This window comes from Mesorhizobium loti (assembly GCF_013170705.1).
Lineage (GTDB): Bacteria > Pseudomonadota > Alphaproteobacteria > Rhizobiales > Rhizobiaceae > Mesorhizobium > Mesorhizobium loti_D.
The window spans coordinates 1,088,629-1,102,720 of sequence record NZ_CP033334.1; the positions used below are offsets into that span (position 1 = coordinate 1,088,629).

A 14,092-nucleotide genomic window follows, 5' to 3' on the forward strand; every position below is an offset into this window, starting at 1 on the left:
GCTTACCGAGCCCGTCCGTTCCCTGCCGCCAGTCCCCGCAACAAGAATATTGCCTCCTCCGCCCGCTCGGCCGGCACGAACAGATGATCGTGATAGAATGCCGAAACCGGATTGACGCCCATGCCGGCGCTGGCCAGCTGCGTGGTGATGGCGGCGAGGAAGCCGACGGCTTCCAGCGATGAGTGGATGTTCAGCGTGATCATCCGGCAGCGGAACGAGGCGGTCAGTCCGGCTGCCTTTGCTGCCTCCTCCGTCACGATCAGCGTCGTGCCCTCGCGCTCGCGGAACAGCATCACGGGGTCGAGGTTCTTCGGCTGGGAAACTCCAGGCGCCAGCGTGACAAAGACATAGATGCTGTCGAGCAGTTCCGGTGTCATTGACGCCAACAATGTCTTCAGATCGGTTTCGCCGGCCATTCTTCTCTTCTCGCCTGTCTCGGGCGGGCCATGGCCCGCAGGCTTCCCAGTATCCGCAACCTGTACATGGCGATAGTCCGCACACCGGGCGCGCGACATCGCGATGTCGCTGACGGCTGGGCTTGCGGATCTGGCGCATCGCACAATACAGGAGTTGAGGGCCGATGCCGGTCCGTGAAAGAGCCGCCCATGATCGTTCGCCCGCGCCCCAACTTCCTGCAGCTGTTCTTCATCATGCGCGGCTCCGTGGTGCCGCGCATCCTGCCGCAGATCTTTGGGTTCGCCATCTATTCGGCGGTCATCCTTGCCCTGGCGCGGTGGTTCAAGCTCGATCTCGGCGTCTTCAACATCGCGCCGTTCGGATTGGTGGGCGTGACGCTGTCCATCTATCTGTCGTTCCGCAACAACGCCGCCTATGACCGCTGGTGGGAGGCACGCAAGCTGTGGGGCACGCTGGTCTTCGAAGTCCGCAACCTGGCGCGCGCCACCACCAGCCTGATCGCCGATCCGGCCGAACAGCGTGCCTTGCTCATGGAGGCGCTGGCCTTCTGCCATTTCCTGCGCGGCCAGTTGCGCAAGACCGACAGCATCAAGGACGCCCGTGCCTTTATCGACGCCGAAGCGGAGACGGTTGCAGCCTTTGCCAATCCGGCGGATGAGATGGTCAGGCGCATGGGCCGGCGCGCCAACGCGCAGCGCCGGGCGGGCGAGGTCGATTCGATCGGCTTCCGCATCCTCGATGAAAGGCTGGCGTCGATCACCGCCATCCAGGCCGGCTGCGAGCGGATCGCCGGCACGCCCTTGCCCTTCGCCTATACGCTGCTTGTGCATCGCACGGCCTACATCGTCTGCCTTCTCCTGCCGATCGGGCTGATCTCGACCACGGGCTGGGCGACGCCGCTGTTCACCGCGCTGATCGCCTACACCTTCTTCGGCCTCGACGCGCTTTCGGAAGAGCTCGAGGATCCTTTCGGCACCGAGGCCAACGACCTCGCCCTCGACGGCCTGTGCCGCGTCTGCGAGATCTCGGTGTTCGAGGCACTTGGCGAAACACCGCCGAAAATGCTCCCGGCCGAAAAGTTCTATTTCTCGTAAAATCCGCTCCGGCTTGCCTGCCGGTCAAAAGGCCGGACTGAAAAAACCAGCCCCCTGTAGGATTGCCGCCTCATGCCGCGTCCTTGGTTCGACCCCAGCGAAAGGGGCCTGAACCAACCGGAGGGAACGTCGATGAGCATTTCCGAAACCGCGCCTGTCTCGTCCGGCGCCTTGTGGAGCGGCCGTGCGCTCAGCGGCCTCATCATCCTGTTCATGATCTTCGACGGCGCCATCAAGCTGCCGCCGCTCGATGTCGTCACCCAGACGATGGTGCCGCTCGGCTGGCCGGCCGAGCCCAATGTCGCGCGCCTGCTCGGCGTCATCGGCCTTATCGCGACCGCGCTTTACGCAGTGCCGCGCAGCTCGGTGCTCGGCGCCATCCTGCTCACCGCCTATATGGGCGGCGCCATCGCCACCAATGCGCGGATCGGCAATCCGTTGTTCTCGCACACGCTGTTCGGCGTCTATCTCGGCATCATGCTGTGGGGCGGCCTCTATCTGCGCGACCCCAGGCTGCGCGCATTGATCCCGCTCAGCCGATAGTCTCAGTGCCTTGACGCAATTCCCCGGGAAAACCGCTTCCCACTTTTCCTGGAACTGCGCGGCAGCCGCCCCTTCATCGCCAAGCTGATGGGCCTGTTCATGAATTTCGACACGCTGATCGGCCGGGATTTCGAGGTTGGTCTCGCCAATCTGAAGCGCCTCGGCGAGGCATGATCGGCGTGGGACGATACTGCTCGCTCAAGCGAGAAAGGTCGAGATTGTCATTCTCCTCGGGATCAAATCAGCCGTCTGAGAGTTAAGGAGTCGGCGGCGAGACGGCGACCCGCGTGAGAGAGGAACGAAAATGAAGAGAATCCTGACTATTCTGGTATTGGCGACGGCGCTCGGTGCGTGCTCGCAGACGGAAAAAGGCGCCGCGGTCGGTGGCCTTGGCGGTGCTGCGATCGGCGCGGCCGTGGCCGGAGATCCGGTCCAAGGCGCTGTCGTCGGAGGCGCCGTTGGCGCCGTTGCGGGCGCCCTGATAGGCCATGCCAGCGAAAGCGGCCAATGCCGTTATCGCGATCGTCACGGCCGTGTCTATGTAGACCGCTGCCCGAGCGGCTATTGACCGGCACTGGACTTTAGTCAGCAAAACGGCGGGCACAGGCCCGCCGTTTCGTCGATGCGATGAACCAATATTTATTCGGCCGTGGCGGCTTCCGCCTCGGCGGGTGCTGCGGCAGCGGCGGCAACCGCGGCGGCTGCGTCTTCCTGCGCCTTCTTCAGAAGGGCTGCGCGTTCCTGGGCCTTCTTGCCGGGCTCCGCCTTCTTCGGGTTGGAGCGGGCGTCGCGCTTGGCAAGGCCCGCCTCGTCGAGGAAGCGCAGCACGCGGTCGGTCGGCTGGGCGCCGTGCGACAGCCAGTGCTTGACGCGATCGGCGTCAACCTTGACGCGCTCGCCGTCCTTCGGAAGCAGCGGGTTCCACGAGCCGAGCGACTCGATGAACCGGCCGTCGCGCGGCGAACGGGCGTCGGCAACGACGACGTGGTAGTAAGGACGCTTCTTCGAGCCCGCACGGGCCAGTCTGATCTTCAGTGCCATTTCTTTTCTCCTAAAAGCTCTGATTTCGTTGATCGGTTGTGGCTGAATTTCTTGTCTGTGCATGTCGTTGTCCCAAAACCGCTGAGCACTTTCGGGCGACATGCACCGGTCAGCCGGTTTTCGTCACGCCGTTGGCAGCGGCGATCTGTTCGTGGTGGCGGATCACTTCGCGGACGACGAAGTTCAGGAACTTCTCCGCGAAATCGGGGTCGAGATGCGCGTCCTTCGCCAGCTGGCGAAGGCGGGCGATCTGCTGCTGTTCGCGCGCCGGGTCGGCCGGCGGCAGGCCATGCTCGGCCTTGAGCACGCCGACCGCCTTGGTGCAGCGGAAGCGCTCGGCCAGCATGTGGATGAGGGCGGCATCGATGTTGTCGATCGAGGCGCGATAGCCGGCCAGGATGGTGCGGGCGTCGGCCATGTCTTTTTCTTCGTTCACAGCTTCCTCACTTCTTCTTGCCAAGCCCAGGCAGTCCGCCACCGCCGAGGCCGGGAAGCCCCGGAAGTTTCATGCCGCCGGGCAGGCCGGGCAGGCCGCCGCCGGGAAGACCCCCCGGCAAGCCTTTCATGCCGCCGAGGCCCGCGGCCTGCGCCTGCTTCTGCAAGGCTTCCAACTGCTTGGGATCCATCTTCGACAGATCGGGCATGCCGCCGCCCATCATACCCCCTGGGCCGCCGGGCATCATGCCGCCAAGGCCCATCTTGGAGGCGAGGCCGCCCATCATGCCGCGCATGAGGCCGCCGCCTTTGCCCTTGCCGCCCATCGCCTTCATCATGTCGGCCATGCCGCGATGCATCTTCAGGAGCTTGTTGATCTCGGCCGCGTCGGTGCCGGAGCCGGCGGCGATGCGCTTCTTGCGCGAGTGCTTGAGCATATCCGGATTGGCGCGCTCGGCCTTGGTCATCGAGGAGATAATGGCAAGCTGGCGGCCAAACATCTTGTCGTCGAGGCCGGCGGCGGCCATCTGGTCCTTCATCTTGCCCATGCCGGGCATCATGCCCATGATGCCGCCCATGCCGCCCATCTTCGACATCTGCTGAAGCTGCTGGGCGAGGTCGTTCAGGTCGAACTTGCCCGATTGCATCTTCTTGGCCATCGCCGCCGCTTGCTCGGCGTCGATGTTCTCGGCGGCCTTTTCGACGAGCGAGACGATGTCGCCCATGCCGAGGATGCGGTCGGCGATGCGCTTGGGGTGGAATTCCTCCAGCCCGTCCATCTTCTCACCGGTGCCGATCAGCTTGATCGGCTTGCCAGTGACGGCGCGCATCGAAAGGGCGGCACCACCGCGACCGTCGCCGTCCATGCGGGTCAGCACAAGGCCGGTGATGCCGACACGGTCGTCGAAGCTCTTCGCCAGATTGACGGCGTCCTGGCCGGTCAGCGAATCCGCCACCAGCAGGATTTCGTGCGGGCTCGACACCTTCTTGATGTCGGCCATCTCGACCATCAGCGGCTCGTCGATATGCGTGCGGCCGGCGGTGTCGAGGATAACGACGTCGTGGCCGCCGAGCTTGGCCGCTTGCACGGCGCGCTTGGCGATATCGACCGGGTTCTGGCCGGCAATGATCGGCAGCGTCGCGACCTTGACCTGCTCGCCGAGCTGGCGCAGCTGCTCCTGCGCGGCGGGACGCCGCGTGTCGAGCGAGGCCATCAGGACCTTCTTGTTCTGCCGCTCGGTCAGCCGGTTGGCGATCTTGGCCGAGGTGGTCGTCTTGCCGGAGCCCTGCAGGCCGACCATCATGATGACGACGGGCGCCGGCGCATTGAGGTCGATGGCGACGCCCTCGGCGCCCAGCATGTCGACCAGCTCGTCATGGACGATCTTGACGACCATCTGGCCGGGTTTGATCGACTTGAGGACCGCGGCGCCGACGGCCTTCTCGCGCACCTTGTCGGTGAAGGACCGCACCACTTCCAGCGCCACGTCCGCCTCGAGCAGCGCACGGCGCACCTCACGCAGCGCCGCCGAGACATCCGCCTCCGACAGCGCGCCGCGGCCTGTCAGGCCGTTCAGGATGGAGCCAAGACGCTCCTGCAGCGATTCAAACATCGATCGTCCTTCAATCTCGGTTCGGGTTCGATCCGAGAGGTAATGCGTTCGCGCCAACTGTCCAAGCAAAAGCAAAGCCCAAAACCAAAAAGCACCCGGGGGCGCACAGCGCTGCCGGGTGTTGGCCTCCAGGATCTGTTTACAGCACTTGGCCTCAAAGAGGCTTCGGCGTCCTGGTCGGCTTGCTCGGAGGGATACTCGTCGCGGAATTCGAGGCGTGTAGACAGGAAATCGGCCGCGGAGTCAAGACAAGGGCCGGCTCGCGCCGTTCCTCGCGCCCCAATCAGCCTGCCTTCGCGCCGCTCGGGAGCTCGGCCGTGACCTTCAGCGGCGAGCGGGAAAGCAGCAGCAACACGATCGTCAGCAGGCTGCAGGCGATGCCGATAAGGGCGATGAGAATGGCATCCGACGTCATCCAGCCGGGGCCTTCGAGCGGCCTCGCGGTGAACAGGGCAAAGGAGTTGTAGCTCTCCTGATGCGAGATCAGCAGGAAGCCGGTCAGATTGTTGCCGAGATGGGCGCCCAGCGCCGCACCGAGGTTGCCCGTGGCGTAGACCACGAGCGTCAGAAGCAGCGCGAAGGCCGCGATCGAGACCAGCACGCAAGCGTTGATGGCGAGCGACGAAGCGCTGCTCCAGTGCAGCGAGGTGAACAGCAGGCCCGGCAGCATCGCCCAGATGAGCGGGCTCCTGAACCGGTTGGCCAGGCCACGCAGCAGGTAGCCGCGAAACAGCACCTCCTCCGACGAGGTCTGCAGCAAAGTGAGCGCGACGATCGGGATCACAAACAGCAGCCAGGAGGACAGGCTGATCGTGCCACGCGCGATCTCCGGCTGCAGCAAATAGAGCAGGATTTCGGATAGGGCCGAGGTGATCAGCACCGCGACCAGTCCCTTGAGGAAGTCCGGCCACGAGACGCGCCGGCTGACGCCAAGCAGCGCCGACAGCGGTTCGCCATGCACCCAGCGCATGGCGATCCACAGGCCGATCCAGATGCCGGCGAAGGAGGCGAGGGCGCTGAGGATGCCGATCGGCGAAGCGAGGAAATCCTGCATGCCGGAGGGCGAAGCAGCCGCCTGCCAGGCGAAGTAGGCATAGGTGCCGCCGAACAGCACGGCCGCGGTGGTGACGGCCCAAAGCAGGACGACGACCAGCGTTCCGAGGAAGAGACGCAACAAGGTCGTCCTTACGTTCGGCGAGTGCCGGTAGCGTTCGAAGGCAGTGTCGTCGATCGTCACGCTCGGTCCCTCGCCCGAATCCATCATCTCCTGATCTAGCCGATGGGTTCGGAAATCGGAATCGCAATTCGTCAGGGATCAATGCGCAAGTAGACACATCGCGGCACCCAGGCGTTGCTCGGGTGCCGCGGGATCGACGGTCCCAGGCGTCGCCAGCGGCCGCTTGGGCGACCGCTGGTTTGCGTCAACGCACCACGTACATGATGCGCCGCGTCTGTGGATCGATCAGCGCCGGCTGGCCGTTCACATAGACATAGCGGTAGTTGTAGTCGGGAATTTCGCGCAACTCGACCGTGTCGGGCAAGGTGGCGCCGGTCACCACCTCGCCGTCGAGATAGACGGGGTCGAGGCGATGCGTATCGACATAGGTGCGTACCTCGGCCGGAGGCGGGGGAAAGGCGCCCTCGACCGGCTCGCCGGCGACGATCGCCCCGGTATAGTCGGTCGAATAGTCGCCGATGTCTTTCGGCGGCGAGACGACAGCAACGCTGGATCCATGCGGACGCTGCGTCAGCACCACCCGGGTGCCGCTGAAATCGGCCGTCACATAGTCGGAATAGACCCAGCCCTGGCCGCCGGCTTCGGCGATGGTGCACCATTTGCTGTTTTCGATGCAGCCGTTGAGCGTCGCCGACTGGCCGGCGGCGAGCACGCCGATGACAGGATATTGCGGGCCGGGGCCGGCGCGCACGTTGAGATCGGTGACGGCCGAGACGGCGGCGTCGGCAAAGGCGGCACCCGACATCACGGTCATCATCCCGGCGATTGCGGGAAACAATACGGATTTCATGGTTTCTCTCCGTTTTCATGGTCCCTCGGCGGTGAAAACGGGGCAGTCGCGCATGCGTTCCGGCTAAAACGCCGGCGTTACCTCACGATTTGTTCCCGCGTCTTTCGGCAGGCCGGTCAGAAGGTCGTGAACGAAGGCCAGTTTTCGCGCCGTCGTGTCCGAAATGACGAAGGGATAGAGATCGGGCAGACCCATGCAGCGGTTGATCGAATTGGAGGCCTCCGACAGCACCAGCCAGCGGGCAAGGATTTTCTCGAAGGGCTCGGGCGTGTTGGCGGGTTCCGACGGGGCCGCCTGCAGTTCGCCGCCCGTGTCGCCCCGCGGCAAATCGTTGGCCTCCACCGTCTCAAGCCGGCCGAGCGGGAAGTTCAGCGCATGGACCATCTCCAGCGTGTCGGTGATGTGCAGGTGGTGAGCCCAGGTTTCGGCCCAGTCCTCCCAGGGATGCGAGGTGGCGTAGGCCGAGATGTGGTCTTGCTGCCAGTCGGGCGCGGCACCATTGGCGTAGTAAGCCTTCAACGCCTGTTCGTAATCGGCGCGCTCGTCACCGAACAAGGCGCGGAAAGCATCCAGCCTCCGTGCATCGTCGCGGATCAGGCGATCCCAGTAGTAGTGGCCGAGTTCGTGGCGGAAATGGCCGAGCAGCGTGCGGTAATTCTCACCCATCTCGACGCGACGCTTCTCGCGCTCGGCGGAGTCGGCCTCGGCGACATTGAGCGTGATCAGGCCATTGTCATGGCCGGTGAGGATGCGTTCGCCGCCGGGCCCACCGCCGATCGGATCGGCGAGGAAGTCGAAGGCGAGGCCAGCCTCGTCCGTGGGTGCCTGCTTGGGCGCCACCGGCAGGCCGAAGGCGAGCAGCGAATAGATGGCGCGCTTCTTCGCCGCCTCGACCCGGATCCAGCGGCGGCGGTTGCCGTCGACGGAGAGATCGGGGATCAACTGGTTCAGCCGGCAGGCACGGCAAAAAACCCGCCCAGGCTCGGCCATCCAGTTGCAGGCGCATTCATCGGCATTGGTGCACTGAAAGGTGCCGTCCGCGCCCGACAGGGCAAAGCGGGCGTCCTCGGGATCGTAGAGCACGAGGCTTCCGCAGTTCAGGCACTGCGCATTCTCGAAATAGAGACGGTGGCCGCAATGCGGGCAGTCGAAGAGTTTCATGTCTGTCTCGATTCATCAGAGTAGGCACGGTGTGCATGGCGGCCCGTGCCCAAACGCGAACCGCCTGCCGGCGTTCCGCATTCCATCGAGACTATTTCGCCGCAAGCTGGGCGACGACCTGCCTGGCCACCGCCTCGCCCGACCGCCGCGCGCCGCCGCAGGTCTGTATCAGCGGTCCGGCGACATGCCATGCGGTCCATGCCTCGAGCGGCTTGAAGGAGAGGCTCGCCGCCCGCACGGTCCTGGTCGCGGACAATCCGCCGAGCCGGCGCCGATGATCACGACATCAACGTCTTCCATGCTATTTCGACCCCGCCACAATAATCACTTGATCGTAAGCAAATTCCCCGGCATTCGCCAGCATCGCGCCACAGGACGGTGACAAAGGCGCGTTTCGCTGGCAAATTCCCGCCGGGACGTGAATCAGGCAACCAGGAGAATGACATGGCAATACTTGCCAAGGGTAGGATTTTAGCGGCCGCACTGGTGGCGGTGCTGGGGCTGGCGACGGGCGCGCAGGCGGCGGGGAGTTGCGGCAAGACCGGCGCCGGCTTCGATGCCTGGAAGCAGGATTTCGCCGCGGATGCCAAGGCCGAAGGTGTGGGCTCCAAGGGCCTGGCCGCCCTGGCCGGCGCGACCTACGCAACAAGGACGATCGCCGCAGACCGCGCCATCCACAAGGCTTTCAGCGGCTCGGTGGACGACTTCATGAAGCGCCGTGGCGGGGCGGCCATCATTTCCAAGGGCCGGTCGCTGAAGAAGTCGAACGCGGCGCTGTTCAACCAGATCGAACGGAATTATGGCGTATCGCCAGGCGTGCTGCTCGCCATCTGGGGCATGGAGACCGGCTTCGGCGCTTCCATGGGCAACCAGAATACGATCTCCGCCATTTTGACGCTTGCCTATGATTGCCGCCGCCCGGACTACTTCCACCCACATGCCATCGCGGCCCTGAAGCTGGTCGATCGCGGCGCGTTGACCTCCTCGTCGGTCGGCGCCATGCATGGCGAGGTCGGCCACACGCAGTTCCTGCCCGGAAATGTCCTGAAATATGCGGTCGGCAACGGAAACCTGCGCGACAAGGCCACCGCGCTGGCTTCCACCGCCAACTACCTCAAGGGTCATGGCTGGCGGGCCGGCGCGAGCGCAAGCGCCAATATGGGCGCGATTGCCGGCTGGAATTCGGCAAACGTCTATCAGCAGGCCATCGCCCGCATCGCCGACGCGATCGATGCCGACTGATAGAAGCCTCTGTTTCGAGCAAGAGCCCGGCCATGCGCCGGGCTTTTTGTTGCGCTGAACAGCAACGGGAATTCGGCCGAAGCCTCTCCAATGCCGTCATCCTCCGGGTCCGCGCTGCGTTGCCACGCTTCTTGCTCGGCCCGTTGAAGGGACCGATGCTGCCTGCTAATCGCCGACATCAATCACATAGGAGCAGCCGGCCAGCGTCTGGCCGGGATGGGTATCGACAGTCGACACATTGAGCGTGACGCGCGTGGAAAGGTTCACGCCGCCACTCTCCTCGGTGCTTTCGGCCAAGACTTTCTCGCCGAGGAACTTGTCCGGCGTCGAGACCGTCGCCGGGACATCGAGCCGCCGGGCGAGGTCGGGCGCGGCAATGCCGTCAAGCACGGCCATCGGCCCTGTCGCGGTGAAGACGATTGTCGCCGTCTCACGCCCGAAGACATGGACCGGAGCGGGCAATTCATACTGGCTGAGGAATGGATTGTCTGATGCAACCTCTTTCCAGCCCAGCTTCTCAACGGTCCCGGGGTCGCCGGTCAGCCAAAGGGCAAAACCGTTATAGGTCGGCACGTCGGCCCTGCATTCGATGAGCGCGGCGAGGTCGAGAGAGGCGGGATCGAAATCCCCGGCCGCCGCCGGTGCCGCCAGAAGAACCAGCGGCACCGGGCCGAGACGGCGCATGCCTATTTGTTGCGGTTGCGCGCGGCCAGCGTGCGAAGCCTCAGCGCATTGAGGCGGATGAAGCCGGCGGCGTCCTTCTGGTCGTAGGCGCCGCGGTCGTCCTCGAAGGTGACCAGCGCATCGGAATAGAGCGTCTTTTTCGACTTGCGGCCGGTGACGATGACATTGCCCTTGTAGAGCTTGAGGCGCACCGTGCCTTCCACGTCCTCCTGGCTTTTGTCGATCATCGCCTGCAGCATCACGCGCTCGGGCGAGAACCAGAAGCCATTGTAGATGAGTTCGGCGTAGCGCGGCATGAACTCGTCCTTGAGGTGCGCCGCACCCCGGTCGAGCGTGATCGATTCAATGGCGCGGTGAGCCACGATCAGGATGGCGCCGCCCGGTGTCTCGTAGACGCCGCGCGATTTCATGCCGACGAAGCGGTTCTCGACCAGGTCGAGCCGGCCGATGCCATTGTCGCGGCCAAGATCGTTCAGCGCCGCCAGCATGGTCGCCGGCGACAGCTTCTTGCCGTTGAGCGCGATCGGATCGCCCTTCAGGAATTCGATCTCGATCTCGGTGACCTTGTCGGGCGCGTCCATCGGCGAAACGGTGCGCTGGTGGACGAATTCCGGCGGCTCGCTCCACGGATCTTCGAGAACCTTGCCCTCGGAGGAGGAATGCAGAAGGTTGGCGTCGACCGAGAACGGCGCCTCGCCCCGTTTGTCCTTGGCAACCGGGATCTGGTGCTGCTCGGCGAAATTGATCAGGTCGGTGCGCGACTTGAACGACCAGTCGCGCCACGGTGCGATGACCTTGATGTCGGGGTTCAGCGCATAGGCCGACAGCTCGAAGCGCACCTGGTCGTTGCCCTTGCCGGTGGCGCCATGCGCGATCGCATCGGCGCCGGTCTCCTTGGCGATCTCGACGAGATGCTTGGAGATCAGCGGGCGCGCGATCGACGTGCCGAGCAGATAGGTGCCCTCATAGACGGTGTTGGCGCGAAACATCGGGAAGACGAAGTCGGAGACGAATTCCTCGCGCACATCGACGATGCGGATGTCCTTGATGCCCATCATCTCGGCTTTCTGGCGCGCCGGCTCCAGCTCGCCGCCCTGGCCAAGGTCGGCGGTGAAGGTGACGACCTCGGCGCCGAGTTCGGTCTGCAGCCATTTCAGGATGATGGATGTGTCGAGACCGCCGGAATAGGCGAGCACGACTTTCTTGACGTCTTTGGTCTTGGACATTTCTGCTCCGTCGATGGCGGACGCTTGGGCAAGGGCGTCACGGATTGTCGGAGCGCCTTTTAGCAGGAACGGCAAAGCGAGCAAGCGCGCGCGGCGTCAGACTGCTGATCCAGCGCACGACAGGCGCCAACTCTTCGGGATCAGGCCCCGGGGAAACAACCTGCTACAATCGTGGGCTGCATTTATGCCGAGGATTTAAGCAAGTTTTCATGTCCTGCCGCTAAACCGGCCGCTCAATACGGGTGTCCTCGGGCTTGGACCATTCCTGATGCGCGTTGTATCATGCATCGCCACGGAGCATCATCTGTGGCTCGTCCTGCTGGCGGCGCTGATGTGCGTCACCGGGTGCTGGGTGACGATCGGTCTCCTGGACCGCGCCAGGAAAACCGTCGGCGTGCAGATGCGGGGATGGCTGTTCCTGACCGCGGTCGCGGCCGGTTCCTCGATCTGGTGCACGCATTTCATCGCCATGCTGGCCTATCGGCCCGGCGCGCCGATCACCTTCGATCCGGCGCTCACCATGATGTCCCTGGTCATCGCCATGGTTGGAACCGGGGCGGGTTTCGGCCTTGCCCTGGACAAGAGCCGCGGCCTGGCGCCGGAATGGGGCGGATGCCTTGTCGGGCTGGCGATCTCGGCCATGCACTATACCGGCATGATGGCCTATCACGTGGCCGGCATCGTCGAATGGGACGGTTCCTATGTCATCGCCTCACTTGTCATTTCGGCGGCATTCTCCGCAGTGGCGATCGGCCAGGCGGTGCGCCGGCCATATCGCCGGTCGCACTATCTCGGAATCGGCCTTTTGGTGCTGGCAATCGTCGGCCTGCATTTCACGGCGATGGCGGCGGTGGCGGTGACGCCGCTCTCCTTCATCACCACGGGCACCAATCCCGATATTCTCGAAGCGATGGCCGTCGCGGTCGCCGTGGTCGGCATGATCGTCGCGGCCACCGGCTTCGCCAGCTATCTGATCGACGAACGCGGCCGGCTCGAGAGCTTCGAGCGGCTGCAGCATCTTGCGCTGAACGACTCCCTCACCGGCCTTGCCAACAGGGTCTCCTTCAACGACCGCCTCGACCATGAGATCGAGCGGGCGGGCGAGGATGAGGAGACGATGACCGCCGTCATCGTCATCGATCTCGACCGCTTCAAGGAAATCAACGACCTCAGGGGACACGCTGCCGGCGACCAGGCGCTTAAGATCATTGCCCGCAGGCTGGCGAAGCTGACCGGCGATGGCGAGTTCGTCGCCCGACTCGGCGGCGACGAGTTTGCCGCCATCAAGCGCTTCAAGGACCAGAACGAGTTGCTTGGCCTGGTGTCGCGGCTGGAAAAATCATTGTTCCAGCCCCTGCGGATCGACGATTTCGAGACCGTCACCGGCGCCAGCATCGGCGTCGCCGTCTATCCGCGTGACGGCGCCGACCGGGAGAGGCTGGTCAGCAATGCGGATCTGGCGATGTACCGGGCCAAGAACGACGTGACGCGGGCCGTCTGCTTCTACGAATCGGCCATGGACGAGACGGCGCGGGCGCGCCGGGCGCTGGCCACCGACCTTCGCCTGGCGGTCGAGCGCGGCGAGCTCTCGCTGCACTACCAGGTGCAGACCTCGGTTGCGACCGGCGCCACCTGCGGCTACGAGGCGTTGCTGCGCTGGACACATCCCGTGCACGGCATGGTCCCGCCCGCCGAATTCATTCCGATCGCCGAGGAGAATGGCTCCATTCTGCCGATCGGCGAGTGGGTGCTGCGCACCGCATGCCGCCAGGCGGCCTCCTGGGACAATGGCCACAAGATCGCGGTCAATCTGTCGCCGGTGCAGTTCGCCCATGCCGATCTCGCCAAGCTCGTCCATCAGATCCTCATCGAGACCGGCCTGTCGCCGAAGCGTCTCGAGCTCGAGCTGACCGAATCGACAATCGTCGCCGACAAGGTGCGCACGCTGCACGTGCTGCGGCAGATAAAGGCGCTGGGCGTGACGATCGCGATCGACGATTTCGGCACCGGCTATTCGTCGCTCGACACGCTGCGCTCGTTTCCGTTCGACAAGATCAAGCTCGACCGCTCCTTCATGGCCGATGTCGAGCGCAGCCCGCAGGCCAAGGCGATCATCCGCGCCGTGCTGACACTGGGGCGCAGCCTCGATATTCCCGTGCTCGCCGAAGGCGTCGAGACCCATATCCAGCTCACCATCCTGCAGGTCGAAGGCTGCAACGAGGCGCAAGGCTATTTCCTCGGCCGCCCCAAGCCGATCGATCAGATACTGCCCACCGGAGCGGGCCTCGACACCTCGAACGTTCCGCGCGCCGACCGGGAGCCCGGCAGGATGCGTCTGGCCAAGCGGGCATAGGGTTGGACCGCAGGTTTGACGGGGAATGATCGATAGGCTGCATCGGTCAGAATCTCGGTCGCCGCTCGCCCTATCTCCCAGCCAGTGCCTTTCTGGCGAGTCTCCCTTTCGGAAGCATCCTGGCGCCGCAATTCCATCCGTTTCGGATTACCCGCGCCTTGGGCCGGATTGGATGACCTCCAACTCCCTGGTTTGACGCCGTGCCGGACGGAAAGCCGTTTCACGCTTTCCCGGAATTGCTCCAGCGGCACATCGC

At 64.4% G+C, this 14,092-nt stretch carries 15 protein-coding genes; 5 read left to right on the forward strand and 10 right to left on the reverse strand.

Features of this window, described 5'->3' with window-relative positions; all coding sequences use genetic code 11:
• Window positions 1-2 precede the first annotated feature (2 nt).
• Entirely contained in the window at window positions 3-416 is a 414-nt protein-coding gene (locus EB815_RS05175) for an ACT domain-containing protein (RefSeq protein ID WP_056574445.1), read from the reverse strand.
• 189 nt (window positions 417-605) lie between these two features.
• On the opposite strand from EB815_RS05175, the gene EB815_RS05180 reads away from it, so the two are divergent.
• From EB815_RS05180 to EB815_RS05190, 3 genes are all read left to right on the forward strand, one after another.
• Window positions 606-1,511, forward strand: a complete 906-nt coding sequence (locus EB815_RS05180; protein WP_056574448.1) for a bestrophin family protein — start codon at window positions 606-608, stop codon at window positions 1,509-1,511.
• A gap of 132 nt (window positions 1,512-1,643) precedes the next feature.
• On the forward strand, window positions 1,644-2,054 hold the full coding sequence (locus EB815_RS05185; RefSeq protein WP_056576386.1) for a DoxX family protein: 411 nt from the start codon (window positions 1,644-1,646) through the stop codon (window positions 2,052-2,054).
• 304 nt (window positions 2,055-2,358) lie between these two features.
• Complete coding sequence (locus EB815_RS05190; protein ID WP_081294998.1) at window positions 2,359-2,622, forward strand: YMGG-like glycine zipper-containing protein; 264 nt, start codon at window positions 2,359-2,361, stop codon at window positions 2,620-2,622.
• 71 nt (window positions 2,623-2,693) lie between these two features.
• On the opposite strand, the gene rpsP is transcribed toward EB815_RS05190, so the two are convergent.
• The 7 genes from rpsP to EB815_RS05225 all read right to left on the reverse strand — a co-directional run bounded on the left by rpsP (window position 2,694) and on the right by EB815_RS05225 (window position 8,587).
• Entirely contained in the window at window positions 2,694-3,095 is a 402-nt protein-coding gene (gene rpsP, locus EB815_RS05195) for a 30S ribosomal protein S16 (RefSeq protein WP_010912392.1), read from the reverse strand.
• Window positions 3,096-3,204: 109 nt separating this feature from the next.
• Entirely contained in the window at window positions 3,205-3,531 is a 327-nt protein-coding gene (locus EB815_RS05200; RefSeq protein ID WP_019862096.1) for a chorismate mutase, read from the reverse strand.
• A gap of 7 nt (window positions 3,532-3,538) precedes the next feature.
• Window positions 3,539-5,143: a signal recognition particle protein gene (ffh, locus tag EB815_RS05205; RefSeq protein ID WP_056574454.1), complete on the reverse strand. Its 1,605-nt coding sequence runs from the start codon at window positions 5,141-5,143 to the stop codon at window positions 3,539-3,541.
• A gap of 283 nt (window positions 5,144-5,426) precedes the next feature.
• On the reverse strand, window positions 5,427-6,404 hold the full coding sequence (locus tag EB815_RS05210; protein WP_056576388.1) for a CPBP family intramembrane glutamic endopeptidase: 978 nt from the start codon (window positions 6,402-6,404) through the stop codon (window positions 5,427-5,429).
• A 160-nt stretch (window positions 6,405-6,564) separates the two neighbouring features.
• The gene (locus EB815_RS05215; protein WP_056574457.1) at window positions 6,565-7,170 is read right to left on the reverse strand and encodes a DUF1236 domain-containing protein; all 606 of its coding nucleotides are present in this window, start codon (window positions 7,168-7,170) and stop codon (window positions 6,565-6,567) included.
• A gap of 63 nt (window positions 7,171-7,233) precedes the next feature.
• Window positions 7,234-8,331: a zinc-binding metallopeptidase family protein gene (locus tag EB815_RS05220; protein ID WP_056574460.1), complete on the reverse strand. Its 1,098-nt coding sequence runs from the start codon at window positions 8,329-8,331 to the stop codon at window positions 7,234-7,236.
• Window positions 8,332-8,422: 91 nt separating this feature from the next.
• Window positions 8,423-8,587 carry a hypothetical protein gene (locus EB815_RS05225; RefSeq protein ID WP_155772496.1) on the reverse strand — a complete coding sequence of 55 codons (165 nt, stop codon included), beginning with the start codon at window positions 8,585-8,587 and terminating at the stop codon, window positions 8,423-8,425.
• Window positions 8,588-8,775: 188 nt separating this feature from the next.
• Here EB815_RS05225 and EB815_RS05230 point away from each other — a divergent pair, with 188 nt between their 5' ends.
• Window positions 8,776-9,573, forward strand: a complete 798-nt coding sequence (locus EB815_RS05230; RefSeq protein WP_056576392.1) for a lytic murein transglycosylase — start codon at window positions 8,776-8,778, stop codon at window positions 9,571-9,573.
• A gap of 165 nt (window positions 9,574-9,738) precedes the next feature.
• On the opposite strand, the gene EB815_RS05235 is transcribed toward EB815_RS05230, so the two are convergent.
• Both EB815_RS05235 and EB815_RS05240 read right to left on the reverse strand, forming a co-directional pair.
• On the reverse strand, window positions 9,739-10,257 hold the full coding sequence (locus tag EB815_RS05235; RefSeq protein WP_056574465.1) for a hypothetical protein: 519 nt from the start codon (window positions 10,255-10,257) through the stop codon (window positions 9,739-9,741).
• Window positions 10,258-10,259: 2 nt separating this feature from the next.
• Window positions 10,260-11,483: an argininosuccinate synthase gene (locus EB815_RS05240; RefSeq protein ID WP_056574468.1), complete on the reverse strand. Its 1,224-nt coding sequence runs from the start codon at window positions 11,481-11,483 to the stop codon at window positions 10,260-10,262.
• A gap of 268 nt (window positions 11,484-11,751) precedes the next feature.
• On the opposite strand from EB815_RS05240, the gene EB815_RS05245 reads away from it, so the two are divergent.
• Entirely contained in the window at window positions 11,752-13,836 is a 2,085-nt protein-coding gene (locus EB815_RS05245; RefSeq protein WP_244494118.1) for a putative bifunctional diguanylate cyclase/phosphodiesterase, read from the forward strand.
• Window positions 13,837-14,092: the final 256 nt, after the last annotated feature.

Coding starts and splice junctions, on each gene's coding strand:
- EB815_RS05220 (WP_056574460.1), bottom strand. CDS start 8,331: ATGAAACTCTTCGACTGCCCGCATTGCGGCCACCGTCTCTATTTCGAG.
- EB815_RS05215 (WP_056574457.1), bottom strand. CDS start 7,170: ATGAAATCCGTATTGTTTCCCGCAATCGCCGGGATGATGACCGTGATG.
- EB815_RS05235 (WP_056574465.1), bottom strand. CDS start 10,257: ATGCGCCGTCTCGGCCCGGTGCCGCTGGTTCTTCTGGCGGCACCGGCG.
- rpsP (WP_010912392.1), bottom strand. CDS start 3,095: ATGGCACTGAAGATCAGACTGGCCCGTGCGGGCTCGAAGAAGCGTCCT.
- EB815_RS05240 (WP_056574468.1), bottom strand. CDS start 11,483: ATGTCCAAGACCAAAGACGTCAAGAAAGTCGTGCTCGCCTATTCCGGC.
- EB815_RS05190 (WP_081294998.1), top strand. CDS start 2,359: ATGAAGAGAATCCTGACTATTCTGGTATTGGCGACGGCGCTCGGTGCG.
- EB815_RS05175 (WP_056574445.1), bottom strand. CDS start 416: ATGGCCGGCGAAACCGATCTGAAGACATTGTTGGCGTCAATGACACCG.
- EB815_RS05230 (WP_056576392.1), top strand. CDS start 8,776: ATGGCAATACTTGCCAAGGGTAGGATTTTAGCGGCCGCACTGGTGGCG.
- ffh (WP_056574454.1), bottom strand. CDS start 5,143: ATGTTTGAATCGCTGCAGGAGCGTCTTGGCTCCATCCTGAACGGCCTG.
- EB815_RS05185 (WP_056576386.1), top strand. CDS start 1,644: ATGAGCATTTCCGAAACCGCGCCTGTCTCGTCCGGCGCCTTGTGGAGC.
- EB815_RS05210 (WP_056576388.1), bottom strand. CDS start 6,404: ATGGATTCGGGCGAGGGACCGAGCGTGACGATCGACGACACTGCCTTC.
- EB815_RS05180 (WP_056574448.1), top strand. CDS start 606: ATGATCGTTCGCCCGCGCCCCAACTTCCTGCAGCTGTTCTTCATCATG.
- EB815_RS05245 (WP_244494118.1), top strand. CDS start 11,752: ATGCGCGTTGTATCATGCATCGCCACGGAGCATCATCTGTGGCTCGTC.